21 protein-coding genes are annotated in these 26,129 nt (G+C 63.4%); 9 read left to right on the top strand and 12 right to left on the bottom strand.

What is annotated here, in order from left to right:
• Positions 1-98: 98 nt before the first annotated feature.
• From CAG22_RS12455 to CAG22_RS12505, 11 genes are all read right to left on the bottom strand, one after another.
• Complete coding sequence (locus CAG22_RS12455; RefSeq protein WP_085705552.1) at positions 99-1,205, bottom strand: multifunctional CCA addition/repair protein; 1,107 nt, start codon at positions 1,203-1,205, stop codon at positions 99-101.
• Positions 1,206-1,260: 55 nt separating this feature from the next.
• Positions 1,261-2,829 carry a SpoVR family protein gene (locus CAG22_RS12460; RefSeq protein ID WP_025337455.1) on the bottom strand — a complete coding sequence of 523 codons (1,569 nt, stop codon included), beginning with the start codon at positions 2,827-2,829 and terminating at the stop codon, positions 1,261-1,263.
• Positions 2,826-4,097, bottom strand: a complete 1,272-nt coding sequence (locus tag CAG22_RS12465; RefSeq protein ID WP_013970586.1) for a YeaH/YhbH family protein — start codon at positions 4,095-4,097, stop codon at positions 2,826-2,828. The genes CAG22_RS12460 and CAG22_RS12465 overlap by 4 nt, the downstream gene beginning before the upstream one ends.
• 130 nt (positions 4,098-4,227) lie before the next feature.
• A complete protein-coding gene (locus CAG22_RS12470) occupies positions 4,228-6,150 on the bottom strand; it encodes a PrkA family serine protein kinase (RefSeq protein WP_015268718.1) in 1,923 nt (640 codons plus the stop codon).
• Between the two features lie 283 nt (positions 6,151-6,433).
• Positions 6,434-6,763, bottom strand: a complete 330-nt coding sequence (glpE, locus tag CAG22_RS12475) for a thiosulfate sulfurtransferase GlpE (protein WP_085692029.1) — start codon at positions 6,761-6,763, stop codon at positions 6,434-6,436.
• A gap of 14 nt (positions 6,764-6,777) precedes the next feature.
• Positions 6,778-7,644 (bottom strand): symmetrical bis(5'-nucleosyl)-tetraphosphatase, encoded by an 867-nt coding sequence (locus CAG22_RS12480; protein WP_085705553.1) that lies wholly within the window; start codon positions 7,642-7,644, stop codon positions 6,778-6,780.
• On the bottom strand, positions 7,644-8,024 hold the full coding sequence (apaG, locus tag CAG22_RS12485; protein ID WP_012270198.1) for a Co2+/Mg2+ efflux protein ApaG: 381 nt from the start codon (positions 8,022-8,024) through the stop codon (positions 7,644-7,646). Before apaG ends, CAG22_RS12480 begins: the two co-directional genes overlap by 1 nt.
• A gap of 334 nt (positions 8,025-8,358) precedes the next feature.
• Entirely contained in the window at positions 8,359-9,159 is an 801-nt protein-coding gene (rsmA, locus tag CAG22_RS12490; RefSeq protein WP_085705554.1) for a 16S rRNA (adenine(1518)-N(6)/adenine(1519)-N(6))-dimethyltransferase RsmA, read from the bottom strand.
• Positions 9,156-10,145 carry a 4-hydroxythreonine-4-phosphate dehydrogenase PdxA gene (gene pdxA, locus CAG22_RS12495; protein WP_075044408.1) on the bottom strand — a complete coding sequence of 330 codons (990 nt, stop codon included), beginning with the start codon at positions 10,143-10,145 and terminating at the stop codon, positions 9,156-9,158. Before pdxA ends, rsmA begins: the two co-directional genes overlap by 4 nt.
• A complete protein-coding gene (locus CAG22_RS12500; protein ID WP_085591413.1) occupies positions 10,142-11,461 on the bottom strand; it encodes a peptidylprolyl isomerase in 1,320 nt (439 codons plus the stop codon). Before CAG22_RS12500 ends, pdxA begins: the two co-directional genes overlap by 4 nt.
• The gene (locus CAG22_RS12505) at positions 11,442-14,243 is read right to left on the bottom strand and encodes an LPS-assembly protein LptD (RefSeq protein WP_085591385.1); all 2,802 of its coding nucleotides are present in this window, start codon (positions 14,241-14,243) and stop codon (positions 11,442-11,444) included. Before CAG22_RS12505 ends, CAG22_RS12500 begins: the two co-directional genes overlap by 20 nt.
• A 130-nt stretch (positions 14,244-14,373) precedes the next feature.
• Here CAG22_RS12505 and CAG22_RS12510 point away from each other — a divergent pair, with 130 nt between their 5' ends.
• The 3 genes from CAG22_RS12510 to CAG22_RS12520 are packed head-to-tail and all read left to right on the top strand — an operon-like array spanning position 14,374 to position 16,830.
• Positions 14,374-15,393, top strand: a complete 1,020-nt coding sequence (locus tag CAG22_RS12510; RefSeq protein WP_085705555.1) for an aminoglycoside phosphotransferase family protein — start codon at positions 14,374-14,376, stop codon at positions 15,391-15,393.
• Positions 15,390-16,061, top strand: coding sequence for an N-acetylmuramate alpha-1-phosphate uridylyltransferase MurU (gene murU / locus CAG22_RS12515; protein ID WP_085705556.1), 672 nt, complete (start codon positions 15,390-15,392; stop codon positions 16,059-16,061). The genes CAG22_RS12510 and murU overlap by 4 nt, the downstream gene beginning before the upstream one ends.
• Before the next feature lies 1 nt (position 16,062).
• Positions 16,063-16,830, top strand: a complete 768-nt coding sequence (locus tag CAG22_RS12520; RefSeq protein WP_085664076.1) for a TerB family tellurite resistance protein — start codon at positions 16,063-16,065, stop codon at positions 16,828-16,830.
• Between the two features lie 108 nt (positions 16,831-16,938).
• On the opposite strand, the gene CAG22_RS12525 is transcribed toward CAG22_RS12520, so the two are convergent.
• On the bottom strand, positions 16,939-17,937 hold the full coding sequence (locus tag CAG22_RS12525) for an alpha/beta hydrolase family protein (RefSeq protein WP_085591391.1): 999 nt from the start codon (positions 17,935-17,937) through the stop codon (positions 16,939-16,941).
• A 94-nt stretch (positions 17,938-18,031) separates the two neighbouring features.
• Between CAG22_RS12525 and CAG22_RS12530 the strand changes: the two genes are divergently transcribed.
• The 6 genes from CAG22_RS12530 to CAG22_RS12555 all read left to right on the top strand — a co-directional run bounded on the left by CAG22_RS12530 (position 18,032) and on the right by CAG22_RS12555 (position 26,057).
• Positions 18,032-20,419 carry a PAS domain S-box protein gene (locus CAG22_RS12530; protein ID WP_085705557.1) on the top strand — a complete coding sequence of 796 codons (2,388 nt, stop codon included), beginning with the start codon at positions 18,032-18,034 and terminating at the stop codon, positions 20,417-20,419.
• 7 nt (positions 20,420-20,426) lie between these two features.
• Positions 20,427-21,059, top strand: coding sequence for a response regulator transcription factor (locus tag CAG22_RS12535; protein ID WP_170929296.1), 633 nt, complete (start codon positions 20,427-20,429; stop codon positions 21,057-21,059).
• 294 nt (positions 21,060-21,353) lie between these two features.
• On the top strand, positions 21,354-22,478 hold the full coding sequence (locus tag CAG22_RS12540) for an ABC transporter ATP-binding protein (RefSeq protein ID WP_012270208.1): 1,125 nt from the start codon (positions 21,354-21,356) through the stop codon (positions 22,476-22,478).
• Between the two features lie 40 nt (positions 22,479-22,518).
• A complete protein-coding gene (locus CAG22_RS12545; protein WP_085692034.1) occupies positions 22,519-23,553 on the top strand; it encodes an ABC transporter substrate-binding protein in 1,035 nt (344 codons plus the stop codon).
• A gap of 417 nt (positions 23,554-23,970) precedes the next feature.
• Positions 23,971-25,218, top strand: coding sequence for an ABC transporter permease (locus tag CAG22_RS12550; RefSeq protein ID WP_013970602.1), 1,248 nt, complete (start codon positions 23,971-23,973; stop codon positions 25,216-25,218).
• A gap of 11 nt (positions 25,219-25,229) precedes the next feature.
• Positions 25,230-26,057, top strand: coding sequence for an ABC transporter permease (locus tag CAG22_RS12555; RefSeq protein ID WP_013970603.1), 828 nt, complete (start codon positions 25,230-25,232; stop codon positions 26,055-26,057).
• Positions 26,058-26,129 lie beyond the last annotated feature (72 nt).

Consider the following 26,129-nt stretch of genomic DNA (forward strand, 5'->3'; position numbering starts at 1 on the left):
CCCTTCGCGGGCTTGCCCGCTCCCACAGGTTAGGTGCGAGGCTCGGAAAATGCGCGGTTCCTGTGGGAGCGGGCGAGCCCGCGAAAGGGCCGGTATGTTCAGCCGAGCTTGTAAGCCTCGAGCGCTCTCAGCCGTTCACCTTTGAGCGCTTCCCCCAAGGCCTGGCCAGTAAGCCCAGCCTGCACCAACGGCTTGACATCCACTGCCCGCGCCGCTGCCGCTGCCCCTCGCAGGTAGTCGGCCTGTGGATAACCCGCTTTGCCCTCGCCCAGCGCTGTCATCTCGCAAGCGATCAGGAAGTCTTCGAACCGCTGTGGCCGCCGGTACACATCGAACTTCTGCAACAGCTCCAGCAGTGCCGTGGCAGGCAGTTCCAGCGCCTGGTTGCCCAGCTTCAGGCACTCACCCGTCAGCAGCGCCAGCTCCTGGCACTCTCGCGGTGCCTTGAGGCGCTGGTTGACGGCTTTGATCGCGGCCGGTGTCAGCGACTGCAGCAGGCAGGCCCAGCGTACATGCAGGGGCCGTTCGTGCATTACCGCTTGTTCCAGCGCCGCCAGGGCCTGGGGAGCGTCATCAAGCTCCGGCAGCAGCTCCCGCAGGGCTCCACAAGCATGCAGCACCTGGAAGAACACCTGCGGCTGCGCCTCCATCAGTGCCCGCTCGATTTCCTTCCAGCTGCGCTCGGCGGTCAGTGCTTGCAGTTCGCCCGAGGCGCTGATCTGGCGCATCAGCTCAAGCGTCTCATCGGCAACCCGGAAACCCAGCGGCGCATAACGGGCAGCAAAGCGCGCAACACGCAACACGCGCAACGGATCTTCGGCGAATGCCGGGGAAACATGACGCAAAAGGCGCCGATCGAGATCGTCCTGGCCATGATAGGGGTCGTACACCGTACCCGTCTCGTCCTCGGCCATCGCATTGATGGTCAGGTCACGACGGATCAGGTCTTCTTCCAGGGTCACATCGGGGCTGGCGTGGAAGGTGAAGCCGCCGTAGCCGCGCCCGCTCTTGCGCTCGGTGCGCGCCAAGGCATATTCCTCGCCGGTTTTCGGATGCAGGAACACCGGGAAATCAGCGCCGACCGGACGAAAGCCCTTGGCGTGCATTTCCTCGACCGTGGCGCCGACCACCAGCCAGTCGATATCGCTGACAGGGCGGCCGAGCAGGCGGTCGCGCACGGCGCCGCCGACTTTGTAGATGTGCATGTGCAGCTCTCCATAACTGCCGACAGGATACCCTGTCGGCACTCATGGCGTGGCACTAGAGGTGGTGGATGACAGCCAGGTCCATGCGGCCGTAGTCGGCACTTTCGCCGTGCTCGCCGCGTGGTGGCATGTGGTGGGTCTTCATCACCTGCTCGCCCTGGACGGTCTCCAGGTGGATGTCGAAGCCCCACAGGCGGTGCAGGTGCTTGAGCACTTCATCGGTAGAGTCGCCCAGCGGTTTGCGGTTGTGTTGCTGGTGACGCAAGGTCAGCGAGCGGTCGCCGCGGCGGTCGACGCTCCAGATCTGCACGTTCGGCTCGCGGTTGCCCAGGTTGTACTGCGCCGCCAGCAGTTCGCGAATGGTCCGGTAGCCGGCCTCGTCGTGGATGGCAGGTACATACAGGTCGTCGCGCTGGTCGTCATCGAGGATGCTGAACAGCTTCAGATCGCGCATGACCTTCGGCGACAGGTACTGCAGGATGAAGCTCTCGTCCTTGAAGCTGCTCATGGCGAACTTGATGGTAGAAAGCCAGTCACTGCCGGCAATGTCGGGGAACCAGCGGCGATCTTCTTCAGTCGGGTTCTCGCACATGCGGCGGATGTCGGTGTACATCGCAAAGCCCAGTGCGTAGGGGTTGATGCCGTTGTAATAGGGGCTGTCGAAGCCGGGCTGGAACACCACGCTGGTGTGCGACTGCAGGAACTCCATCATGAAGCCTTCGGTGATCAGCCCCTCGTCGTACAGGTCGTTCATCAGTGTGTAGTGCCAGAACGTCGCCCAGCCTTCGTTCATCACCTGGGTCTGGCGCTGCGGGTAGAAATACTGGGCGATCTTGCGCACGATGCGCACCACTTCACGTTGCCAGGGCTCCAGCAGCGGGGCGTTCTTCTCGATGAAATACAGGATGTTTTCCTGCGGCTCGGCGGGGAAGCGCGCATCATCGCGCTCGTTACCCTTGTCGGCACTCTTCGGAATGGTCCGCCACAGGTCATTGATCTGCCGCTGCAGATGCTCCTCGCGCTCCTTCTGCCGCCGCCGCTCCTCTTCGGCGGAAATCGGATAAGGCCGCTTGTAACGGTCGACGCCGTAGTTCATCAGGGCGTGGCAGGAGTCGATCAGGTCTTCCACGGCATCGATGCCATGGCGCTCTTCGCACTGGGCGATGTACTGCTTGGCGAACACCAGATAGTCGATGATCGAGCTGGCGTCGGTCCAGGTGCGGAACAGGTAGTTGCCCTTGAAGAAACTGTTATGGCCGTAGCAGGCATGGGCGATCACCAGTGCCTGCATGCACATGGTGTTTTCTTCCATCAGATAGGCGATGCACGGGTCGGAGTTGATCACGATCTCGTAGGCCAGGCCCATCTGGCCACGGCTGTAGGACTTCTCCGTGCTGAGGAACTGCTTGCCGTAGGACCAGTGGTGATAACCCAGCGGCATGCCTACCGAGGCGTAGGCGTCCATCATCTGCTCGGCGGTAATCACCTCGATCTGGTTGGGGTAGGTGTCCAGGGCGTAACGCTCGGCCAGGCGGCTGATTTCCCGGTCGTAGGTCTGGATCAGTTCGAACGTCCACTCGGACCCGGTGGAAATAGGTTGGCGTCTCTGTGCTCTGGCGGTCATGTGGCTAACCTGCGCTGGAAGAGTTCACGGAAGACCGGGTAGATATCGCCGGCCGATACCAACTGCTGCTGGGCGAACGTGTCGGGGAAGGCTTCGCCGATGCGCTCGTACTCGTACCACAGCGCCTGGTGTTCACGCGGGGTGATTTCAACGTAAGTGTAGTACTGCACATGCGGCATGATCTGCTTGGCCAGGATGTCGCGGCAGATCGGCGAGTCGTCGTTCCAGTTGTCGCCGTCGGAAGCCTGGGCGGCGTAGATGTTCCAGTCGCTGGCCGGGTAGCGTTCGGCCATGACCTCCTGCATCAATTTGAGTGCGCTGGAAACGATGGTGCCGCCGGTTTCCCGCGAATAGAAGAATTCTTCCTCGTCGACTTCACGAGCGCTGGTGTGGTGGCGGATGAACACCACTTCGATGCGGTCGTAGTTACGCTTGAGGAACAGGTACAGCAGGATGAAGAAGCGCTTGGCGATGTCCTTGGTGGCCTGGGTCATCGAGCCGGACACGTCCATCAGGCAGAACATCACCGCCTTGGAGCTGGGGTTGGGCTGCTTGACCAGCAAGTTGTACTTGAGGTCGAAGGTGTCGAGGAAGGGCAGGCGGTTGATGCGTGCCTTCAGGCGTTCGATCTCGTGTTCGACTTCCTGGATATCGGTGAAGTTGTCGGGTTCCTCGACCTTCAGGCGGGCGAGTTCCTTCTGCGCTTCGCGCAGCAGTGCGCGGCTGCTGCCGGTCAGGGCAATGCGCCGGGCATGGGCCGAACGCAGGGTGCGCACGATGTTGATGCGGGACGGGTTGCCTTCGTTGGCGATACCGGCGCGCACGGTCTTGAAGGTGTCGGCCCCGGTCAGGTGACGTTTGACCAGGTTGGGTAGCTCGAGGTCCTCGAACATGAACTCGAGGAATTCTTCCTGGGTGATCTGGAAGACGAAGTCGTCCATGCCTTCGCCGGAGTTGCCGGCCTTGCCTCGGCCGCTGCCACCGCCACCGCCTTGTGGCCTGGGGATGTGTTCACCGGCGGTGAATTCCTTGTTGCCTGGGTGCACGATGGTCTGCTTGCCCCCGCGACCATGGTGCAACACCGGTTCGTCGATGTCGCGCCCCGGAATGCTGATCTGCTCGCCATGTTCCATGTCCATGATGGAACGGCGGCTTACCGCCTCTTCGACGGCTTTCTTGATGTGTTCGCGGTACCGCCGCAGGAAGCGCTGGCGGTTCACCGTGCTCTTGTTCTTGCCGTTCAGGCGTCGATCTATAACGTAGCTCATGGTCCCTCCGGTAGCTGGGAACAGCTGCACGCTTCAAGCTACGAGCTGCTGCACGTAAAGGCAGCAAAGCAGCTGCCGCCGCCCAGGGCTGGCATAGCAGCCCTGGGCGCGCGGTGGGTAGCTTGTCGCTTTATTGCGATTTCCTGACCCGCAGGTACCATTCCGACAGCAGACGAACCTGTTTGTCGGTGTAGCCACGCTCCACCATCCGTGTGACGAAGTCGTTGTGTTTCTGTTGGTCCTCCTTGCTTGCCTTGGCGTTGAAGCTGATGACCGGCAGCAGGTCCTCGGTGTTGGAGAACATTTTCTTCTCGATCACCACCCGCAGCTTTTCGTAGCTCAGCCAGCTCGGGTTCTTGCCGTTGTTGTTGGCACGGGCACGCAGCACGAAGTTGACGATTTCGTTGCGGAAATCTTTCGGGTTGCTGATGCCGGCCGGCTTCTCGATCTTCTCCAGTTCTTCGTTGAGGGCGATACGGTTGAGGATTTCGCCGGTTTCCGGGTCGCGGTATTCCTGGTCCTGGATCCAGAAGTCTGCGTACAGCACGTAGCGGTCGAAGATGTTCTGGCCGTATTCGCTGTAGGATTCCAGGTAGGCGGTCTGGATTTCCTTGCCGATGAACTCGATGTAGCGCGGGGCCAGGTACTCCTTCAGGTAGCGCAGGTAGCGTTCGCGCACCTCGGCCGGGAACTGTTCCTGCTCGATCTGCTGCTCCAGCACATACAGCAGGTGCACCGGGTTGGCGGCCACTTCATGCGGGTCGAAGTTGAACACCTTGGACAGGATCTTGAAGGCGAAGCGGGTCGACAGGCCGTTCATGCCTTCGTCGACGCCGGCGGCATCGCGGTACTCCTGGATCGACTTGGCCTTCGGATCGGTGTCCTTGAGGTTTTCCCCATCGTACACCCGCATCTTCGAATAGATGTTGGAGTTTTCCGGCTCTTTCAGGCGCGACAGTACGGTGAACTGGGCGAGCATCTTCAGCGTGTCTGGCGCGCAGTGGGCCTTGGCCAGCGAACTGTTGATCAGCAGCTTGTCGTAGATCTTGATTTCGTCGCTGACGCGCAGGCAGTACGGCACCTTGACGATGTAGATCCGGTCGATGAACGCCTCGTTGTTCTTGTTGTTACGGAAGGTGTGCCATTCCGACTCGTTGGAGTGGGCCAGCAGAATCCCGGAGTAGGGGATGGCGCCGAGGCCTTCGGTACTGTTGTAGTTGCCTTCCTGGGTGGCGGTGAGCAACGGGTGCAGGACCTTGATCGGTGCCTTGAACATCTCGACGAATTCCATCAGGCCCTGGTTGGCCCGGCACAGCGCGCCCGAATAGGCATAGGCGTCGGCGTCGTTCTGCGGGAATTCCTCGAGCTTGCGGATATCCACCTTGCCGACCAGCGCCGAAATATCCTGGTTGTTTTCGTCACCGGGTTCGGTCTTGGCGATGGCGATCTGGTTGAGGATCGACGGGTACAGCTTCACCACCTTGAACTTGCTGATGTCGCCGCCGAACTCCTGCAGGCGCTTGGTGGCCCAGGGCGACATGATGGTGTTCAGGTAGCGCCGCGGGATGCCGAACTCTTCCTCGAGAATGGCCCCGTCTTCGGTGGCGTTGAACAGGCCCAGGGGCGACTCGAATACCGGCGAGCCCTTGATGGCGTAGAACGGTACCTTTTCCATCAGCTGCTTGAGTTTTTCGGCCAGCGACGACTTACCGCCGCCCACCGGGCCCAGCAGATAGAGGATCTGTTTCTTTTCCTCCAGGCCTTGGGCGGCGTGGCGGAAGTAGGACACGATCTGGTCGATGCACTCTTCCATGCCATGGAAGTCGGCAAAGGCCGGATAGCGGCGGATAACCTTGTTGGAGAAGATTCGCGACAGTCTGGAGTTGGTTGAGGTGTCGATCAGCTCCGGCTCACCGATGGCCAGCAACAGCCGTTCGGCCGCCGATGCGTAGGCACTGCGATCCTCTTTGCACAGCTCGAGGTACTCCTGCAGCGAGAGTTCTTCCTGGCGCGTAGACTCGAAACGTTGTTGGAAGTGGCTAAAAATACTCATGACGTCACCTCGCTCGATACGTGGAGACGACGCCGGATCAGTCAGCTGATGCTGGCATGCAACCGGGGTTGCCGATTGCTGTATACCCCCCAGAACACCCTGTAACGCTACCGATGACCCGCACGCCGGTGTACCGGCTCTCCCCTTTTTCTGGATGGCCTGCGCTTAAGAATAGTTGGTTATCCGCAAGGTCAAGGGCGAGGGGCGGAGAAGTTGCGAACGACCGTTCGTCAGATAAGCCGCAAGCCCGCATGGGGCGCGGGCTGCAGTAAAAATGAAAAAATTATTCGGTAGTGCCCTGGGCGGTTTCGGCCGGGTAGGTGGCGCGCCACAGCTCAAAGCCGCCGTCCACGCTGTATACGTCCGAGAAGCCCTGGTTCACCAGATAGGCCGCGGCGCTTTGGCTGGAATTGCCGTGGTAGCACACCACCAGGGTTGGGGCATCGAGGTCGGCATTGCGGATGAACTCGGCGACCGAATGGTTATCCAGATGCTTGGCACCGGTGATGTGGCCGGCGGCAAAGGCCTGCGGGTCGCGAATGTCGACGACTACCGCACCTTGCGCGCGCAGGGCCAGGGCCTGTTCGGGAGGGATGCGCTTGAATTCGCTCATGGGTACGGCTTCCTTCAGGATTGATCGTTCAGTGTAGGCGTTTGGGTGGGGAGGCGTAAGTTGCCGTCGTCGCTGCAGTCACAGCGGTGGTATTCGCCGCTGTCGACGTTGTACAGGGTCATGGCACCGCCCCACACGCAACCGGTGTCCAGGGCGATGATGCCGGGCTCGTCGACCTGCCCCTGCAGGGCGGCCCAGTGGCCGAAGATTATCTTCACGTGGCGTGAGCGGCGGCCTTTGTGTGCGTACCAGGGCTTGTAGCCCTTGGGGGCGGTATTCAGGCCTTCCTTGCTCTTGAGGTCGAGCTTGCCCTCGGCGGTGCAGAAGCGCATGCGCGTGAGGCAGTTGGTGATGACCCGCAGGCGTTCGATGCCGCTGAGGTTCTTGCTCCACTTGTTCGGCTCGTTGCCGTACATGCCGTCCAGGTACAGCTTCAGGCGCTCGTCGTCGCGCAGCACTTCCTCGACCTCGGCGGCCAGCTCCAGGGCTTTGCCCAAGGTCCATTGCGGTGGAATGCCGGCGTGAACCAGGGCAATGCCACGGGGTTCGTCGTAATGCAGCAGCTTTTGCTGGCGCAGCCAGTCGAACAGCTGGTCGGCGTCCGGCGCTTCGATGATCTCGTGCAGGGTGTCGCTTTTCTTCAGGCGTTCGACGTTGTGCCAGGCGGCCAGCAGGTGCAGGTCATGGTTGCCCAGCACGCACACCAGCGACTGGCGGATCGAATAAAGGAAGCGCAGGGTTTCCAGTGACTCGGGGCCGCGGTTGACCAGGTCGCCGACCAGCCACAGGCGGTCGACGGCGGGGTTGAAGTTGACCCGTTCGAGCAGGCACTTGAGTGGCTGCAGGCAGCCCTGCAGGTCACCGACGGCGTAGGTAGCCATCAGTGCAGCGCCCCGGGCACCGCCAGGCGGAAGGGGGCGATCTCGGCATCGAAGCGTTTGCCGTCTTCGGCGAACATCTGGTAGCTGCCCTGCATGGTGCCCACGCGGGTGCTGATGACCGCGCCGCTGCTGTAGGTATGGCTCTGGCCCGGGTCAATGTTGGGCTGCTGGCCGACCACGCCGGCGCCACGCACCTCCTCGACCTCGCCGTCACCGTTGGTGATCAGCCAGTGGCGCGACAGCAGCTTGGCCTTGAGCGAGCCATTGTTCTGCACGGTGATGGTGTAGGCGAAAGCGAAACGACTGTTTTCGGGGTCGGATTGTTCTTTGAGGTAGCGGGTCACGACGCTGACGTCGATCTGATAGCGGGGGTCGGACATGCAAGGGCCTTGGGCGAACTGACGCAATAATGCAGTCTAGGCCATTGGGAGGGGGGAGGGCCAGCGGTGAGGGGCTTGGGGATTTGTGTTGTCTGTCCCGGCCCTTTCGCGGGTAAACCCGCTCCCACCTGGCCGGCATGGGTTTCAAGGCATGCACAGCACCTGTAGGAGCAGCCTTGGGCTGCGAAGAGGCCATTACTGTCGAAGAAAATCTTTCTCCCTACTGGCTTCTTCGCAGCACAAGGCTGCTCCTACAAGGTACTGCGCAGATTTTGAGGGCTGTGGAGTACCTGTGGGAGCCGGCTTGCCGGCGATAGGACCGGTACAGGAGATATCAGGCTTGTTGTTCAGCCAACTGGTCAGCCAGGCGCACGAAGGCGGCCAGGTCCAGCTGTTCAGGGCGCAGGCTGCCGTCCACACCGGCAGCTTCGATGGCCGCGCTGTCGAGCAGGCCTTTCATGGTGTTGCGCAGGGTCTTGCGGCGCTGGTTGAAGGCTTCGCGTACCACCTGCTCCAGCAGCTTTGCGTCCTTGGCCGGGTACGGCAGCACTTCGTGCGGCACCAGGCGGACGATGGCCGAGTCCACTTTCGGCGGCGGGTTGAAGGCGCCAGGGCCAACGTTGAACAGGTGCTCGACCCGGCAGTGGTACTGCACCATGATCGACAGACGCCCCCAGTCACCACCGCCAGGGCCGGCGGCCATGCGCTCGACCACTTCCTTCTGCAACATGAAGTGCATGTCGCGGATCAGCCCGGCATGGCTGAGCAGGTGGAAGATCAGTGGGGTGGAGATGTTGTAGGGCAGGTTGCCCACCACCTTGAGGCTGCGCGGTGGCACGCCCAGCTGGTTGAAGTCGAACTTCAGGGCGTCGCCCTGGTGCAGGCGGAAATTGCTGCGACCGGCAAACTTGTGCTGCAGGATCGGCACCAGGTCCTTGTCCAGTTCCACCACGTCCAGCTGTGCCCCGCTGCCCAGCAGGCCTTCGGTCAGGGCGCCCTGGCCGGGGCCGATTTCCAGCAGATGTTCGCCGGCCTTGGCGTTGATGGCACGCAGGATGCGGTCGATGATGCCGGCGTCGTGCAGGAAGTTCTGGCCGAAGCGCTTGCGCGCCCGGTGTTGGTATTGCTCGTTCATGGTCGGTTCTCGGCCATCTGGTAGGCGGTTTCCAGCGCGACGCGCAGGCTGCCGGTGTCGACCTTGCCGGTGCCGGCAAGGTCCAGGGCGGTGCCGTGGTCGACTGACGTGCGGATGATCGGCAGGCCCAGGGTCACGTTGACTGCAGCGCCGAAGCCTTTGTACTTGAGTACAGGCAGGCCCTGGTCGTGGTACATCGCCAGCACCGCGTCGCAGTGCTCCAGATATTTGGGGGTAAACAGGGTATCGGCCGGCAGCGGCCCGCGCAGGTCCATGCCTTCGGTGCGCAGGCGGGCCAGGGTCGGCTCGATGATGTCGATTTCCTCGCGGCCCAGGTGGCCGCCCTCGCCCGCGTGCGGGTTGAGGCCGCACACCAGGATGCGCGGGTTGGCAATGCCGAACTTGTCGCGCATGTCGGCATGCAGGATACGGGTTACACGCTCGACGCGCTCGGCAGTGATGGCGTCGGCAATGTCGCGCAGCGGAAGGTGTGTGGTCACCAGGGCCACGCGCAGGCCACGGGTGGCCAGCATCATCACCACTTGCGCGGTGTGGGTCAGCTCGGCAAGGAATTCGGTATGCCCGGAGAAGGCGATACCGCTTTCGTTGATCACGCCCTTGTGTACAGGGGCGGTGATCATCCCGGCGAAGTGCCCGTCCAGGCAGCCTTGCCCGGCACGGGTCAGGGTTTCCAGCACGAACGCGGCATTGGCCTTGTCGAGCTGGCCCGGCACTACCGGGGCCGCCAGGGGGGTATCCCAGACGTACAGGCTACCCGCTGGCGCCGGCTGCTCGGGCCACAGGCCCGGCGCTACCGGCAGCAGGTTGACGGCCAGCCCCAGCTGCGTGGCCCGCTCGGCGAGCAGGTCACGGCTGGTGATGGCGATCAGGGGGTGGGGCTGGGCGTCTGCGGCGAGCAGCAGGCACAGGTCGGGGCCTATGCCGGCCGGCTCGCCGGGGGTGACGGCGAAGCGCAGGGGCTTCACTGGGCGGCCTGGTCAGCGCCAGGCAGCTTGATTTCAACGTAGGCCTCGTCGCGGATCTGGCGCAGCCAGGTCTGCAGCTCTTCGTCGTACTTGCGGTTGCGCAGTACGTTCATGGCCTGTTGCTCACGAGCCTGCTCGGTGCTGTCGGTGGCGCGACGGCCCAGCACTTCCAGGACATGCCAGCCGTACTGGGTCTTGAACGGACGGGTGACTTCGCCTTGGGCGGCGTTGGCCATCTGCTCGCGGAACTCCGGTACCAGGCTGTTCGGGTCAACCCAGTTGAGGTCGCCGCCGTTGAGCGCCGAACCCGGGTCTTCCGAGAAGCTCTTGGCCAGCTCGCCGAAGTCTTCGCCGTTCTTGATGCGCTCGTACAGGCGTTCGGCCAGTTGCTCGGTGGCCGCCTCGCTGCGGATCTCGCTAGGCTTGATCAGGATGTGGCGAACGTGCACTTCGTCACGCAGCACGTTCTCGCTGCCGCCACGCTTCTCCTCGAGCTTGAGGATGATGAAGCCGTTGGGGATGCGGATAGGCTGGGTAATTTCGCCAACCGGCATGCTGCTGAGCATCTTGGCGAAGTCCGGTGGCAGCTGGCCAGCTTTACGCCAGCCCATCTCGCCGCCTTCCAGGGCGTTTTCGCTGGCGGAGCGGGCAATGGCCATCTGGCCGAAGTCCGCGCCCTGCTTGAGCTGCTGGTACACATCGCCAACCTGGCGCGCGGCGGCCTGGATAGCTTCCGAGTTGGCCGCTTCCGGGGTCGGAATCAGGATGTTGGCCAGGCGGTACTCTTCCGACATCTGCATCTTGCCAAGGTCGGAGTTGAGGAAGTTCTTCACTTCCTGCTCGGAGACCTGGATACGCTCGGCCACGCGGCGCTGGCGCACGCGGCTGATGATCATCTCGCGCTTGACCTGCTCGCGGGCGTCGTCGAACGACATGCCGTCACGGGCCAGGGCGGCGCGGAACTGCTCCAGCGACATGCCGTTGCGCTGGGCAATGGTGCCCATGGCCTGGTTCAGTTCTTCGTCGGTGATGCGGATGCCGGAGCGTTCGCCGATCTGCAGCTGCAGGTTCTCGACGATCAGGCGTTCCAGTACCTGCTGGTCCAGCGCACCGGCAGGCGGCATGCCGCCGCCACGCTTGGCGATGGTTTGCTGGACCTCGCGGACACGCTGGTCCAGCTGGCTTTGCATGACCACGTCGTTGTCGACGATGGCCACCACGCGATCAAGAGGTTGCACCGCGGCATGCACCGCGCCACTCAGCAATGCAACGCCCAGCAACGCCGGGCGCAGTCGATCAATAAGCTTGGTCTTCACGTTCACGATAACCTTGAATGCCTTGGTCGAGGAAAGATTCGACCTTGTTGCCGACTACACCACCGAGGCCTTTCAGGACGATCTGAAGGAAGATGCCGTGGTCGCCTTTTTCGTTCGCCGGGAGGGCTTGGCTGAAGTCGTCGTAGTCGATCCAGTAACGGTTGATCAGACGCAGCTTCCAGCAGCAGTTGTCGTACTCGAAACCGCCCATGGCTTCCAGGGTGCGATTGCGGTTGTAGTCATGCTGCCAGCGAGCGATGACGCTCCACTGCGGAACGATCGGCCAGATGACCGAGAAGTCATGCTGCTGGATCTTGTAGTAGTCCTTGATGTAGTTCTCGCTGCCTGGGACGCCGTAGTCGCCACCGCCCACTTTCCAGGTACCGGTCGTGGAGTCGTAGGAGATGGTGTCGTTACGGTAGCGATAACCGAGGTTGACCACTTTGTTCGGGTTGTCTTCAGGCTGGTAATGGAACATCGCGCTGCCCGAGCGGGTGCTGCGGCTGTCCGGGTCCCAGTTGAAGTCCGAATTGAAGCGCCAGTCGCGGTTGAAGTAGTAGTTGTACACCAACGCGTATGGCGACACATCGGACTGCGAGTCGCTGCGGGTACGGTAATCGATACCAGGGAGCTGAACTTTGCGGTCCTTGAAGTAGAAGGCCTGACCGATGCTGAAGTTCTGGCGTTCGAAACCGTTTTCTTCGATCCAGCGGGTGGTTACGCCCAGCGACAGCTTGTTCTCGTCACCGATACGGTCGGTGCCGCTGAAGCGGTTGTCGCGGAATAGCGAATCGTAGCTGAACAGGGTTTCACCCGAGTCGAACAGCGGGATGTCCTTCTGGTCCTTGTACGGGACGTAGAGGTAGTACATACGCGGTTCGAGGGTTTGCTTGTAGTTGGTGCCGAACAGCGAAGTTTTGCGGTCGAAGTACAGGCCGCTGTCCACGCTGAAGATCGGTACGTCGCGGTTCAGCGAGCTGTTGTAGCTGCCGTACGCCGGGTTGGCCGATTGCGCGATAGCCTGGGTTTTACCCTGGCTGTCCAAGTCCAGATCGTAGTGGGTATACGCATACTTCAGCTTGGGGGTCAGGAAGCCGTAGCTGGCTTCCATCGGCAGGCTGATCGATGGTGCGACGTTGAAACGGTTGCCGTTGGCGCGAGCGATGCCGCTGACGTTCTGGTCCAGGCGGCGACCAGGCGCACCCGCCGAAGTGTCGGGAAGGCCATCTTCGTTCAATACGAAGTCGTCTTTCAGGTCACGATCGAAACGGACTGCCTCGGTTTCGTAGGCAATATTGAGCCCACCTGGCTCGTACGGCAGCTTACCGTTGAAGGTAATCTGCGGCAGGCGATCATACGGGGTGATCTTCGAAATGGTCGCCATCTCGTAGGCATGTACATTCAACCGCGCGGTGTAGTTGTCACCACGGTAGGTCAATGCACCCTGCTGGTTCAGCAGGTCCTGGGTTTCAATACCGATCTGGTCGGATTCCAGGTCCTGGAAGTAGAACGGATCGCTGATGTCGGTGTAGTCCACCTCGGTCATCAGGCGCTCGTCCAGCCCGCCCTTGTGCTGCCAGTTGACCATCCAGCGCTGCTCTTTGTAGTCAGTCTGGTCTTTGCGGTCGTCGTTCTTGTCGTTGAGATACGCGCCACCGAACTGGCCTTCGCTGGAAGGCGTCAGGTAGCGGAACTCGCCTTCCATCAGCAGGCCGCGCTTGGTCATGTAGCGCGGGTACAACGTGGCGTCGTAGTTCGGCGCCAGGTTGAAGTAGTACGGCGTGACCAGCATGAAGCCGGTGTCGCTGGTGCTGCTGAACGATGGCGGCAGGAAGCCGGACTGGCGACGGTCGTCGATCGGGAAGTAGATGTACGGTGTGTAGAACACCGGGAAATCCTTGACCCGCAGCGTAACGTTGGTCGCGGTACCGAAACCGGTGGCCGGGTTCAGGGTGATGTTGTTGCCCTTCAGCTGCCAGGCGTTGCTGCCCGGTTCGCAGGTGGTGTACGTACCGTCCTTGAGGCGGATGATGGCGTTCTCGCCACGCTTGGCGTACAGGGCACTGCCGCGGATGTGCGACTTGTGCATCACGTATTCGGCGTTGTCGACCTGGGCTTCGCCCGTGTCGAGCTGGATCTGTGCCTCGTCACCGACCACCAGCGAACCGTTGTCACGGATCTTGACGTTGCCCTTGAGCTCGCCACGGTTTTCGGTCTGGTAGAGGTTGGCCTCGTCGGCCTCGGCCTGCATGCTGCCCTGGCGCATCACCACGTCACCGGCGAGGGTAGCGATCTGCTGCTCCTGCTGGTACTTGGATACCTTGGCGTTGATGTAGGTCGGCGACTCGTCCTTCGGCGTGGTGTCGGCCATGCCCGGGCGGGTTGGCTCGATGTAGGCGCCACCGCAGTACGGGCCGGTTTCGGCCAGCTGTGCGGCAGTGAGCTTTTCACGCGGAACCCAGTCCAGGTGGCTGTAGTCTTCGCTACGCGACTTCAGGCCACGGCCTTTGGCCTCGGTGACCAGCATCGGCCGGTCCGCGGTTTCGCCTTCGCTCGCGGCTTCGGTGCCGGTGCTGACGGCAGCACCCTCGTGCACCGGGCGCGGCGGCAGGTTGTTGGCTGGGGTCTTGGGCTTGCAGTCCCAACCACCGGAGGCGGACACTTGGCAGTCGAACTGTTCGGCTGCCACCACGTAAGACGTGGCCAGAGGTTGCAGGGCCAGCAAACCGCCGGTTACCAGCAACGGAAACTTTCTACGAAACGCGGGGGATTTCAATGCCATCTTATTAGTCCGGGCTTCCTGCGTGCCATCTGCCCGCGTGTGGGGCCGCACGCCTCTCGATGGTCTGAAAAAGATGCTGGATAATAAAGCATGACCCGCTTGACGGCTAGGGCCGTCGGAGACCCTTGTAATGCCTGAACACGATGTACGCCTGCAACAACTGACGGTCTGGCTCGATGAGCAGCTCAATGATCTTTTCCGGAAAAACGCCTGGGGCGAAGTGCCCGCAGGCAGCCTGACCGCGGCCAGCAGCGATGCCAGCTTCCGTCGTTACTTTCGCTGGCAGGGCGCCGGCCACAGCTTCGTGATCATGGATGCACCACCTCCGCAGGAAAACTGCCGACCGTTCGTCGCCATCGACCACTTGCTGGCCAGCGCCGGCGTGCATGTGCCGCTGATCCATGCCCAGGACCTGGAGCGTGGCTTCCTGCTACTGGGTGACCTGGGCCACCAGACATACCTTGATATCATTGATGCCGACAACGCCGACGGCCTGTTCGCCGATGCCATCGACGCGTTGCTGGCGTTCCAGCGCCTGCCGATGGACGCGCCGCTGCCCAGCTACGACGATGCGCTGCTGCGCCGTGAAGTCGAGTTGTTCCCGGAGTGGTACGTGGGCCGTGAGCTTGGCCTGGCCTTCAGCGATGCCCAGAAAGCCACCTGGCAACGAATCAGCCAGCTGCTGATCGACAGCGCATTGGCCCAGCCCAAGGTACTGGTGCACCGCGACTACATGCCGCGCAACCTGATGCAGAGCACGCCCAACCCCGGCGTGCTGGACTTCCAGGATGCCGTGTACGGCCCGGTCACCTACGACATCACCTGCCTGTTCAAGGACGCCTTCCTCAGTTGGCCGCAGGCGCGGGTCGAAGGCTGGCTGCGCGACTACTGGCAGAAGGCGCAGGCTGCCGGCATCCCGGTGCAGGCCGACTTCGAGACGTTCCAGCGTGCCAGCGACCTGATGGGTGTGCAGCGCCACCTGAAGGTGATCGGCATCTTCGCCCGTATCTGCCACCGCGACGGCAAACCCCGTTACCTGGGCGACGTGCCGCGCTTCTTCGCCTATATAGAAGAAGTGATCAGCCGCCGGCCCGAATTGGCGGAGCTGGGTGAGCTGATTGCCGAGTTGCAGGCCGGAGCGCGTGCATGAAGGCAATGATTTTGGCAGCGGGCAAAGGCGAGCGCATGCGCCCGCTGACCCTGCACACCCCCAAGCCGCTGGTCCCGGTCGCCGGTCAGCCACTGATCGAGTATCACCTGCGGGCCCTGGCTGCGGCGGGCGTCACCGAGGTGGTGATCAACCATGCCTGGCTCGGCCAGCAGATCGAGGACCACCTGGGTGACGGCAGCCGTTTCGGCCTGAGCATCCGCTATTCGCCCGAAGGCGAGCCGCTGGAAACCGGCGGTGGCATCTTCAAGGCCCTGCCATTGCTGGGTGACGCGCCGTTCCTGTTGGTGAACGGCGATGTCTGGACCGACTACGACTTCGCGCACCTGCAGGGCCCCCTGCAAGGCCTGGCTCACCTGGTACTGGTCGACAACCCTGGCCATCACGGCCGCGGCGACTTCCGCCTGGTGGGCGAGCGGGTGGTCGATGGTGACGATGCGCCTGGCACGCTGACCTTCAGCGGCCTTTCGGTGCTGCACCCGGCGCTGTTCGAAGGCTGCCAGCCTGGCGCCTTCAAGCTGGCGCCGTTGCTGCGCCAGGCCATGGCTGCGGGCCAGGTCAGTGGCGAGCACTACCGTGGGCACTGGGTTGATGTCGGTACGCTCGAGCGCCTGGCCGAGGCCGAGCGCCTGATCGGCGAGCGCGCCTGACATGTGGTGGCCAAGCACGGTGATTGGTGCCGGTGCCGGCTTTGCCGTTGCCAGCATCCCCGGGGCCTTGCTCGGCGCGTTGCTCGGCCAGGCCATGGACCGCCGCCTGCGTTTGCAAGGCTGGGAGGACATGCGTGAACGCCTGGGCGGGCGTCCGGCCTTGCAGGACGATGAGTTGCTGTTCGTGATGCTCGGGCGCCTGGCCAAGTGCGATGGCCGGGTGGGCGAGCAGCATATCCAGCAGGCGCGCCAGGAGATGGTGCGCCTGGACCTGGCCGAAGCGGCCCGGCTGCGTGCGATTGCCGCGTTCAACCGTGGCAAGGCGGGCAAGGACCGGCTGGGTGGGCACCTGCGGCGCATTCGCCAGCAGCCGCATGCGGCCGAGGGCACCCTGCGTGCCTGTTGGCGCATGGTCTGGGCCGACGGTAAGATGGGCAACAAGGAGCGTGAACTGCTGCTGGATTGGGGGCAGAAACTGGGCCTGAGCCGGCGGCAGGTGCAAGCCATGTCGCTGGAGTACGAACCACGCAAGGCGGCGGGTCCGGAAGGGGTCGCCATGACCTATGCGGCGGCGTTGCGCTTGCTGGCGGTCGAGGCGGATACCGATGCCGACAAGGTCAAGCAGGCGTATCGTCGGCTGGTCAGCCGGCACCACCCGGACAAGCTGGCTGGCACTGGTGCCAGTGAGGCGCAGGTGCGTGAAGCGACCGAGCGGACCCGGGAGCTGCATCAGGCTTATGCCATGATCCGCAAGCGGCGCGGGCTTTGATGGCCCTATCGTCGGCAAGCCAGCTCCCACAGGTATTGCACAGACCCTGAACACTGTGGGGTACCTGTGGGAGCTGGCTTGCCGGCGATGGGGCCATCATGGCAAACCTTAACCCTGCGGGTTCATCCACCCCCGCACCCGGCGGAACAGTTGCTCCTGCTCGGCCACCTTGTTCCCCGGCATGGCAATCAGCGACAACTGCCGGTACTGGCTGTCCTTCTGCCGCTTGCTGGCCTGCAGGCGCTGCCCGGCAGCATTGCGGTCAGCGCTGCGGGTGGCGTAGTAGATGTCGGCAGTCGGCACTTTCAAGGTCGGCGCCAGGCTTTCCAGATCATGCTCCACGCGCGCCGGTGTCTGCGCGGCAACCATCACCAGTTTCTGCACCTGCGGTGGCTGTTTCTCGCTCAGGTAGCGGGCCGCCCAATACGCGCCGCTGCCATGACCGATCAGCACGATGCTGCGGGCGTTGTGCTGCTGGGCAAAGGCCACCGCAGCATCCAGGCGGGCGAAAATGCGCTCGGCATCGGCCGGGTCGGTTTGCTCGCTGGCCTGTTTGGCGTCAGTGCTCTCCGCGGTGTCGGCATCGGCTGCGGTAGCCTGGGCAACGTTGGCATTGGCATCGGCCGGCACGTCCTTGGCCGGGGCGCTTTCGCCGTTGTCTGGCTGCGGCTCGGCAGCCGGCTTGGCCTCGACCCGCGCCTGCGGGCTGTCGGCAAGCAGGTCGGGCAGGCTGATGCTCAGGCTGTGCCAGCCGATATCGGGGAACTTCTGCCGCAGCGGGCCGACCGCATTTGGCCAGTCAGCGGTTTCGCCAGCCCCCGGGACGATGATGACCGCCCCCTGCGGGTCGCTGTCGTTGGCCGGTTTCCACAGGGCCAGGAAGCTGTCGGCACCGGCCTGCAGGGTCTGCTGTTCGGCCTTGGGCACCAGCCGCTCCAGCGCCTGGGCGTCCTCCTGGCTGCGCTCCAGCAGCGGCGGGCGAGGGGCTTGGGCAGCGGGTGCCTCGGTGGTGGTGGATGGTTTTTCGGCATCGGCGGCCAGGGCGCCGAGTGGAAGGATCGAGGCCAGGCAGCACATTGCCAGCGTCGTGCGATAAAGTGTGGACATGAGTCAACCCAGGGCCAGAATGATACCGGCAGCCTAATAGTATTTGCCCGTGACGGCCATGCTGCATGGCCGCCTTGCCAAGACGAGCGTGTAGATGAAGCGAGTGCGTCGCCTGTTGGTTATCGGCTGCTTTTGGCTGCCCTTGATTGCATTGGCCAGTCCCGAAGCGGTGCCCACGGTTGCCTTGGAACCGGCCCAGCAGCAATGGCTGGATACACACCGCAGCCTGCGCGTCGGCCTGGTGTTGCAGGCGCCCTACGCTCAGTTCGACCGGCGCCTGCAGCAGCTGTACGGGGCCAACGTGGAACTGGTGAGCAGCCTGGCGCAGGCGCTGCGGCTGGACCTTACCTGGCGCAACTTCGCCGACCAGGCCAGCCTCGAGCATGCCCTGCAGGCCGGCGAAATCGACTTTGCCCCGGGGCTTACCCAGACCCCTGCCAGCCTGCGTCTGTGGCTGTTCAGCGACCCTTACATGCGCGTGCCGCAACTGGTGGTTGGGCCGCGCACCGGGACCATGGCCGTGGAACTGGAAACGCTCGAGGCCGAGCAGCGGGTGGCGGTGCGCATGCCCAGCCAGCTGGCGGACTACCTGCGTGGCAACTACAGCAACCTCAACCTGCAAGGGGTGCCCAACGAGCGCGAGGCCCTGCAACTGGTGGTGGGCGGCCAGGCCAGTTTCGCAGTGCTGGATGAAGCCCAGCTCAGCCGCCTGTCGCGCGAGAGCGAGTTCGGCGAACTGGCGGTGGTCGGCGATATCGGCCTGCCGCAACTGTTGCGCATCGGTTCGCGGCGCGACTGGCCGCTGCTGGCCGATGTGCTCGAGCGTGGCCTGCAGGCACTGCCGGCCAAGGAACTGGAGCAACTGCACCAGCGTTGGCTGCAGCCAAAGTACCCACGCCTGAGCGAGTCGACAGGGTTCTGGAAGAACCTGGCCCTGCTGTTCGGCTTGCTGCTGTTGTGCGCGCTGGCCACCCTGGTGTGGCAGCGTCGGCAACAGCGCCAGCTGGAGCGCAGCCTGCTGGCCACGCGCGAAAGCCTGGTAGAGCGGCAGGTGCGCGAAGAAGCGTTGCGCCTGAGCCAGTTCGCCATCGACCAGAGCACGGTGGGCATCCTCTGGGTCAACTGGGACAGCCACGTACGCTACGCCAACCATGCCGCCGAGCGCATGCTGGGCTATGGCGAAGGCGCGCTGCTGGAGCGGCCGCTGAGCGACTTTGAACCCAGCCTGACCATGGACCGCTGGCTGGAGCTGTGGAAGGGCGCGCGCACCGGGGCGGGCGGTGTCGGCCAGTTCGAGACGCAGTGCCGCCGGGCTGACCACAGCCTGCTGCCGGTCGAGCTGTCGCTGAGTTTTCTGCGCTTTCGTGACTCCGAGTACCTGGTGGTTTACCTCGCCGATGTCACCGAGCGCCACCGCGCCCTTGCGGCCCTGCGCGAAAGCGAGGCGCGGCTCAAGGGCATTGCCGGCAACGTGCCGGGGTTGGTGTTCCGCCTGGAGCGCGACCCGGCCGAGGGCGACCTGGAATTCCCCTACATCAGCGAGGGCAGCGAGGCCTTGGTGGGCTATTCGCCCAGCGAGATCCAGCACCCGCAGATGGGCCTGCGCAACCTGGTACATCCCGAGGACCGCGCCGATTACCACCGAGTGCAGGACCTGGCCCTGGCCAGTGACCAGGACTGGTCCTGGCAGGGGCGCATCCTCACCCGCCAGGGTGAACAGCGCTGGGCCGACATCAAGGCCAGCACCCGGCGCCTGGGCAACGGCCAGGTGGTGTGGGACGGCGTGGTGTGGGACATCACCCAGGGCAAGCGGGCCGAGTTGGCGCTGGCCAGGTCCCAGGAGCAGCTGCGCGAACTGTCGGCCCACCTGGAGAGCGTGCGTGAGGAAGAAAAGGCCCGCATTGCCCGGGAAGTGCACGATGAACTGGGGCAGATGCTGACCGTGCTCAAGCTGGAGGTGTCGATGTGCGAGCTGGCCTTCGCCGAGCTGGACCCGGGCCTGAACGAGCGCCTGACCAGCATGAAGCGCCTGATCGCCCAACTGTTCCAGCTGGTGCGCGACGTGGCCACCGCCTTGCGCCCGCCGATTCTCGATGCCGGCATCGCCTCGGCCATCGAATGGCAGGCGCGGCGTTTTGAAGCACGCACGCAGATCCCCTGCCTCGTGCAAGTACCGGATAATCTGCCAGCATTGAGCGACGCCAAGGCCACCGGGCTGTTCCGTATCCTCCAGGAGGCGCTGACCAACGTGATGCGCCATGCCCAGGCGCACAGCGTGGAGATCGAACTGGTGCGTGAGCACGGGCAATTGCGCATGACTGTCAGCGATGACGGCCAGGGCTTTTGCCGCGACCAGCCCCGGCCCACCTCGTTCGGCCTGGTAGGGGTGCGTGAGCGGGTGCTGATGCTGGGCGGCAGCATGGCGCTGGACAGTGAACCGGGCGAAGGCACCAGCCTGAGCGTGGCCATACCGTTGGAGTAGGAGAGCGATCGTGATTCGAGTGCTGGTGGCCGAAGACCACACCATTGTCCGCGAGGGCATCAAGCAGTTGATTGGCCTGGCCAAGGACATGCAGGTGGCGGGGGAGGCCGGTAACGGTGAGCAGTTGCTGGAAACCCTGCGCCACACGCCGTGCGAGGTGGTGCTGCTGGATATCTCGATGCCGGGTGTGAATGGCCTGGAGGCGATCCCGCGGATCCGCGCGTTGCACGACGCCCCGGCGATCCTGATGCTGTCGATGCACGATGAAGCGCAGATGGCGGCGCGGGCGCTGAAGGCCGGGGCGGCGGGCTATGCCACCAAGGACAGCGACCCGGCGCTGTTGCTGACCGCAATTCGCCGGGTTGCCGCTGGCGGGCGTTATATCGACCCGGCGCTGGCCGACCGCATGGTCTTCGAAGTGGGCCTGACGGAGTCGCGGCCGTTGCACACGCTGCTGTCCGAGCGGGAGTTTTCGGTGTTCGAACGCCTGGCCCAGGGCGCCAACGTCAACGACATTGCCCAGCAGCTGGCGCTGTCGAGCAAGACCATCAGCACCCACAAGGCGCGCCTGATGCAGAAGCTGAAAGTGAACTCGCTGGCTGAACTGGTGAAGTACGCGATGGAGCACAAGCTGGTCTGAATGCGACATGCCTGTTCTCGGAGCTTGCCGAGGTCCCTGTGGGAGCGGGCGTGCCCGCGAAAGGGCCTGCCCTGCCGATCTTTATGGCTGAACCGGCCCCTTCGCGGGCATGCCCGCTCCCACAGGTTTGACGGGTGGCTCGGATGAGCATTCCAAACCCGCCATCTTTGTAGGGGAATCCCTACAGCAAATCTTCCATCCGGATGATGGCATTCTCTCAGCACCCCCGATTTTCCGGCGCTTGCCGCTTGTCTAGTCTTTGCCTACGCAGTCATCCAACAAGAAGGTGCAGGCATGAGCGAGGCGAAGTCGAACGCTGCAACCAGCGAAACGCTGGTCAGCTTCCGTGGTGTGCAGAAGAGCTACGACGGCGAGTCGCTGATCGTCAAAGACCTCAACCTGGATATTCGCAAGGGCGAGTTCCTCACCCTGCTTGGCCCGTCCGGCTCGGGCAAGACCACCAGCCTGATGATGCTGGCCGGCTTCGAAACCCCCACCGCCGGTGAAATCCAGCTGGCCGGGCGCTCGATCAACAACGTGCCGCCGCACAAGCGCGACATCGGCATGGTGTTCCAGAACTACGCGCTGTTTCCGCACATGACCGTGGCCGAGAACCTGGCCTTCCCGCTGACCGTGCGCAACCTGAGCAAGACCGACATCAGCGAGCGGGTCAAGCGGGTGCTGAACATGGTCCAGCTCGATGCCTTCGCCAAGCGTTACCCCGGCCAGCTGTCCGGCGGCCAGCAGCAGCGTGTGGCCCTGGCCCGGGCACTGGTGTTCGAGCCGCAGCTGGTGCTGATGGACGAACCGCTGGGCGCGCTGGACAAGCAGCTGCGCGAGCACATGCAGATGGAGATCAAGCACATCCACCAGCGCCTGGGCGTGACCGTGGTGTACGTGACCCACGACCAGGGCGAAGCGCTGACCATGTCCGACCGGGTGGCCGTGTTCCACCAGGGTGAAATCCAGCAGATCGCCGACCCGCGCACGCTGTACGAAGAACCCTGCAACACCTTCGTCGCCAACTTCATCGGCGAGAACAACCGCATCAACGGCACCTTGCTGGCCAGTGATGGCAAGCGCTGCCAGGTGCAGTTGCCGCGTGGCGAGCGGGTCGAGGCGCTGGCGGTGAATGTCGGCCAGGCCGGCGAGCCGGTGACCCTGTCGATCCGCCCGGAGCGCGTGCGCCTGAACGGCCACAGCGAAAGCTGCGTGAACCGCTTCTCGGGCCGGGTGGCCGAATTCATTTACCTGGGCGACCACGTGCGGGTGCGCCTGGAAGTTTGCGGCAAGGGCGACTTCTTCGTGAAACAGCCGATTGCCGAGCTCGACCCGGCCTTGGCCGTGGGCGATGTGGTACCGCTGGGCTGGGAGGTGGAGCACGCCCGCGCGCTCGATCCGATTGCCGAAGCCCATTGATGGATTGCTTCACCAACCCTGTACTGTGGAGAGAATAATAATGCGCAAGCAGTTGAAACTGACCGCCCTGGCCCTGGGGCTGTTCGCCGCTGGCCAGGCCATGGCCGCAGACCTCACCGTGGTCTCGTTCGGCGGTGCCAACAAGGCGGCCCAGGTCAAGGCGTTCTACGAACCGTGGGAGAAGGCCGGCAAGGGCAAGATCGTCGCAGGCGAGTACAACGGCGAGATGGCCAAGGTCAAAGCCATGGTCGACACCAAGAGCGTGTCCTGGAACCTGGTGGAAGTTGAGTCGCCAGAACTGGCCCGCGGCTGTGACGAGGGCATGTTCGAAGAACTCGACCCGGCCCTGTTCGGTAATGAGGCCGACTATGTGCCGGGTGCCATCCAGCCATGCGGCGTCGGCTTCTTCGTATGGTCCACGGTGCTGGCCTACAACGCCGACAAGCTGAAGACCGCACCGACCAGCTGGGCCGATTTCTGGGATACCAAGAAATTCCCGGGCAAGCGCGGCCTGCGCAAGGGCGCCAAGTACACCCTGGAATTCGCCCTGATGGCCGACGGTGTGGCGCCGAAGGACGTGTACCAGGTGCTGGGCACCAAAGAGGGCGTGGACCGCGCCTTCAAGAAGCTCGACGAACTCAAGCCAAGCATCCAGTGGTGGGAAGCTGGCGCCCAGCCGCCGCAGTACCTGGCCTCGGGTGACGTAGTCATGAGCTCTGCCTACAACGGCCGCATCGCTGCGGTGCAGAAAGAGAGCAACCTGAAGGTGGTGTGGAACGGCGGCATCTACGACTTCGACGCCTGGGCCATCCCGAAAGGCGCCAAGGATGCCGAGGAAGCGAAGAAATTCATCGCCTTCAGCGTGCAGCCCGAGCAGCAGAAGACCTACTCCGAGAACATCGCCTACGGCCCGGCCAATTCCAAGGCCGTGAGCCTGCTGTCGGACACGGTGAAGAAGGACATGCCGACCACGCCTGAAAACATCGCCAACCAGGTGCAGATCGACGTGGCCTTCTGGGCTGACAACAGCGAGCAGCTGGAGCAACGCTTCAACGCCTGGGCGGCGAAGAAGTAAACGACCAGCGTAGGGGGCCGCTTTGCGGCCCATCGCCGGCAAGCCAGCTCCCACAGGGACCGCGCTATCCCCGATGTCAGCGCAGTACCTGTAGGGGCAGCTCCCACAGGGATCAGAAGCCCCGAGGCCAGTGCAGTACCTGTGGGGAAAGCTCTCACAGGGATCACAAGCCCCGAAGCCAGTGCAGTACCTGTAGGAGGTAGCTCCCACAGGGATCAGAAGCCCCCGAGGCCAGTGCAGTACCTGTGGGGAAAGCTCTCACAGGGATCACAAGCCCCGAAGCCAGTGCAGTACCTGTAGGAGGTAGATCCCACAGGGATCAGAAGCCTCGAAGCCAGTGCAGTACCTGTGGGAGCTGGCTTGCCGGCGATGGGCTGCGCAGCAGCCCCATTTTCAGTTCGTATCGCGGAGTTCGCCATGGCCATTGCAGTGCCCCTCAAAGAAGGCGCAGGTCCAAGTCTCAAGCAGCGCCTCAAGCACGCCGAGCGGGTCAACCGCTGGAAGGCGCAGGCGTTGATCGCGCCGCTGGCGCTGTTTCTCCTGCTGGTGTTCCTGGTGCCGATCGCGGCGCTGCTGTACAAGAGCGTCGGCAACCCGGAAGTGGTTGGCGGCCTGCCGCGCACCGTGGGCGTCATCACCCAGTGGGATGGCAAGAGCCTGCCGGGCGAGGACGTGTACAAGGCGTTGAGCCAGGACCTGGCCGAGTCGCGCAAGAACCAGACCCTGGGCGACCTTTCCAAGCGCTTGAACATGGAGCTGGCCGGTTACCGCAGCCTGTTGGCCAAGACCGCGCGGGCGCTGCCGTTCAAGAGCGAACCCGCTTCCTATAAAGATGCTTTGCAGGCCCTCGACGAGCGTTGGGGCGACCCGGCCTACTGGCAGGCGATACGCCGCAACACCAGTACGGTCACCTCGTTCTACCTGCTGGCTTCGCTCGACCACCGTATCGATGACCTTGGCGAACTGGCCAAGGCCACCCCGGACCAGGCCATCTACCTGGATATCTTCGCCCGCACCCTGTGGATGGGTGTGGTGATTACCGCCATCTGCCTGGTGCTGGCCTACCCGCTGGCCTACCTGCTGGCCAACCTGCCGACCCGGCAGAGCAACCTGCTGATGATCCTGGTGCTGCTGCCGTTCTGGACCTCGATCCTGGTGCGGGTGGCGGCGTGGATCGTGCTGCTGCAGTCGGGTGGCCTGATCAACAGCGCGCTGATGGCCATGGGCATCATCGACCAGCCGCTGGAACTGGTGTTCAACCGCACCGGCGTGTACATCTCGATGGTGCACATCCTGTTGCCGTTCATGATCCTGCCGCTGTACAGCGTGATGAAGGGCATTTCGCCAAGTTACATGCGTGCGGCGATCTCGCTGGGCTGCCATCCGTTCGCCAGTTTCTGGCGGGTCTACTTCCCGCAGACCTACGCCGGGGTTGGCGCTGGTTGCCTGCTGGTGTTCATCCTGGCCATCGGCTACTACATCACCCCGGCACTGCTGGGCAGCCCGAATGACCAGATGGTCAGCTACTTCGTGGCCTTCTACACCAATACCAGCATCAACTGGGGCATGGCCACCGCGCTGGGCGGGCTGTTGCTGCTGGCGACCGTGCTGTTGTACCTGATCTATAGCTGGCTGGTCGGCGCAAGCCGCCTGCGCCTGAGCTGAGGAGCCTTGTCATGCTGAGCCCTTACATGTCGCCCGTGGAGCGGGTGTGGTTCTACAGCCTGCGCATTCTTTGCGGCTTGATCCTGCTGTTCCTCATACTGCCGGTGCTGGTGATCGTGCCGCTGTCGTTCAACAGTGGCAGTTTCCTGGTGTACCCGCTGCAGGGCTTCTCGCTGCAGTGGTACCAGGACTTCTTCGGCTCGGCCGAGTGGATGCGGGCCTTGAAGAACAGCATCATCGTCGCCCCGGCAGCCACAGTGCTGGCCATGGTGTTCGGCACCCTGGCGGCCATCGGCCTGACCCGTGGCGACTTCCCGGGCAAGTCGCTGGTGATGGCGCTGGTGATTTCGCCGATGGTGGTGCCGGTGGTGATCATCGGTGTGGCCAGCTACCTGTTCTTCGCCCCGCTGGGCATGGGCAACAGCTTCACCTCGCTGATTCTGGTGCATGCGGTACTGGGCGTGCCGTTCGTCATCATTACCGTGTCGGCGACCTTGCAGGGCTTCAACTACAACCTGGTGCGCGCGGCAGCCAGCCTGGGCGCCTCGCCCCTGCTGACTTTCCGCCGGGTGACCCTGCCGCTGATCGCGCCTGGGGTGATTTCGGGGGCATTGTTCGCCTTTGCCACGTCGTTTGACGAAGTAGTGGTGACCCTGTTCCTGGCCGGGCCGGAGCAGGCGACCCTGCCGCGGCAGATGTTCAGTGGTATTCGCGAGAACCTGAGCCCGACCATTGCCGCGGCGGCGACCTTGCTGATTGCCTTCTCGGTGGTGTTGCTGCTGACCCTGGAGTGGTTGCGTGGGCGTAGCGAGAAGCTGAGAACTCAGCAGCCTGGTTGAAGGTATGTTGCCTGTGCGGGCCTCTTCGCGGCTAAAGCCGCTCCCACAGGATTTGTGCAGCTTTCGATGCCT

This window comes from Pseudomonas sp. B8(2017), assembly GCF_002113575.1.
GTDB lineage: Bacteria > Pseudomonadota > Gammaproteobacteria > Pseudomonadales > Pseudomonadaceae > Aquipseudomonas > Aquipseudomonas putida_Z.

Excerpts from the sequence above, each read along its gene's own strand:
- rsmA (WP_085705554.1), bottom strand. The coding sequence starts at position 9,159 with ATGAACGAGCAATACCAACACCGGGCGCGCAAGCGCTTCGGCCAGAAC.
- CAG22_RS12455 (WP_085705552.1), bottom strand. The coding sequence starts at position 1,205 with ATGCACATCTACAAAGTCGGCGGCGCCGTGCGCGACCGCCTGCTCGGC.
- CAG22_RS12550 (WP_013970602.1), top strand. The coding sequence starts at position 23,971 with ATGGCCATTGCAGTGCCCCTCAAAGAAGGCGCAGGTCCAAGTCTCAAG.
- CAG22_RS12540 (WP_012270208.1), top strand. The coding sequence starts at position 21,354 with ATGAGCGAGGCGAAGTCGAACGCTGCAACCAGCGAAACGCTGGTCAGC.
- CAG22_RS12460 (WP_025337455.1), bottom strand. The coding sequence starts at position 2,829 with ATGACCGCCAGAGCACAGAGACGCCAACCTATTTCCACCGGGTCCGAG.
- CAG22_RS12545 (WP_085692034.1), top strand. The coding sequence starts at position 22,519 with ATGCGCAAGCAGTTGAAACTGACCGCCCTGGCCCTGGGGCTGTTCGCC.
- glpE (WP_085692029.1), bottom strand. The coding sequence starts at position 6,763 with ATGAGCGAATTCAAGCGCATCCCTCCCGAACAGGCCCTGGCCCTGCGC.
- CAG22_RS12470 (WP_015268718.1), bottom strand. The coding sequence starts at position 6,150 with ATGAGTATTTTTAGCCACTTCCAACAACGTTTCGAGTCTACGCGCCAG.
- CAG22_RS12555 (WP_013970603.1), top strand. The coding sequence starts at position 25,230 with ATGCTGAGCCCTTACATGTCGCCCGTGGAGCGGGTGTGGTTCTACAGC.
- CAG22_RS12525 (WP_085591391.1), bottom strand. The coding sequence starts at position 17,937 with ATGTCCACACTTTATCGCACGACGCTGGCAATGTGCTGCCTGGCCTCG.
- CAG22_RS12505 (WP_085591385.1), bottom strand. The coding sequence starts at position 14,243 with ATGGCATTGAAATCCCCCGCGTTTCGTAGAAAGTTTCCGTTGCTGGTA.
- CAG22_RS12510 (WP_085705555.1), top strand. The coding sequence starts at position 14,374 with ATGCCTGAACACGATGTACGCCTGCAACAACTGACGGTCTGGCTCGAT.
- apaG (WP_012270198.1), bottom strand. The coding sequence starts at position 8,024 with ATGTCCGACCCCCGCTATCAGATCGACGTCAGCGTCGTGACCCGCTAC.
- CAG22_RS12520 (WP_085664076.1), top strand. The coding sequence starts at position 16,063 with ATGTGGTGGCCAAGCACGGTGATTGGTGCCGGTGCCGGCTTTGCCGTT.
- CAG22_RS12465 (WP_013970586.1), bottom strand. The coding sequence starts at position 4,097 with ATGAGCTACGTTATAGATCGACGCCTGAACGGCAAGAACAAGAGCACG.
- CAG22_RS12530 (WP_085705557.1), top strand. The coding sequence starts at position 18,032 with ATGAAGCGAGTGCGTCGCCTGTTGGTTATCGGCTGCTTTTGGCTGCCC.
- murU (WP_085705556.1), top strand. The coding sequence starts at position 15,390 with ATGAAGGCAATGATTTTGGCAGCGGGCAAAGGCGAGCGCATGCGCCCG.
- CAG22_RS12480 (WP_085705553.1), bottom strand. The coding sequence starts at position 7,644 with ATGGCTACCTACGCCGTCGGTGACCTGCAGGGCTGCCTGCAGCCACTC.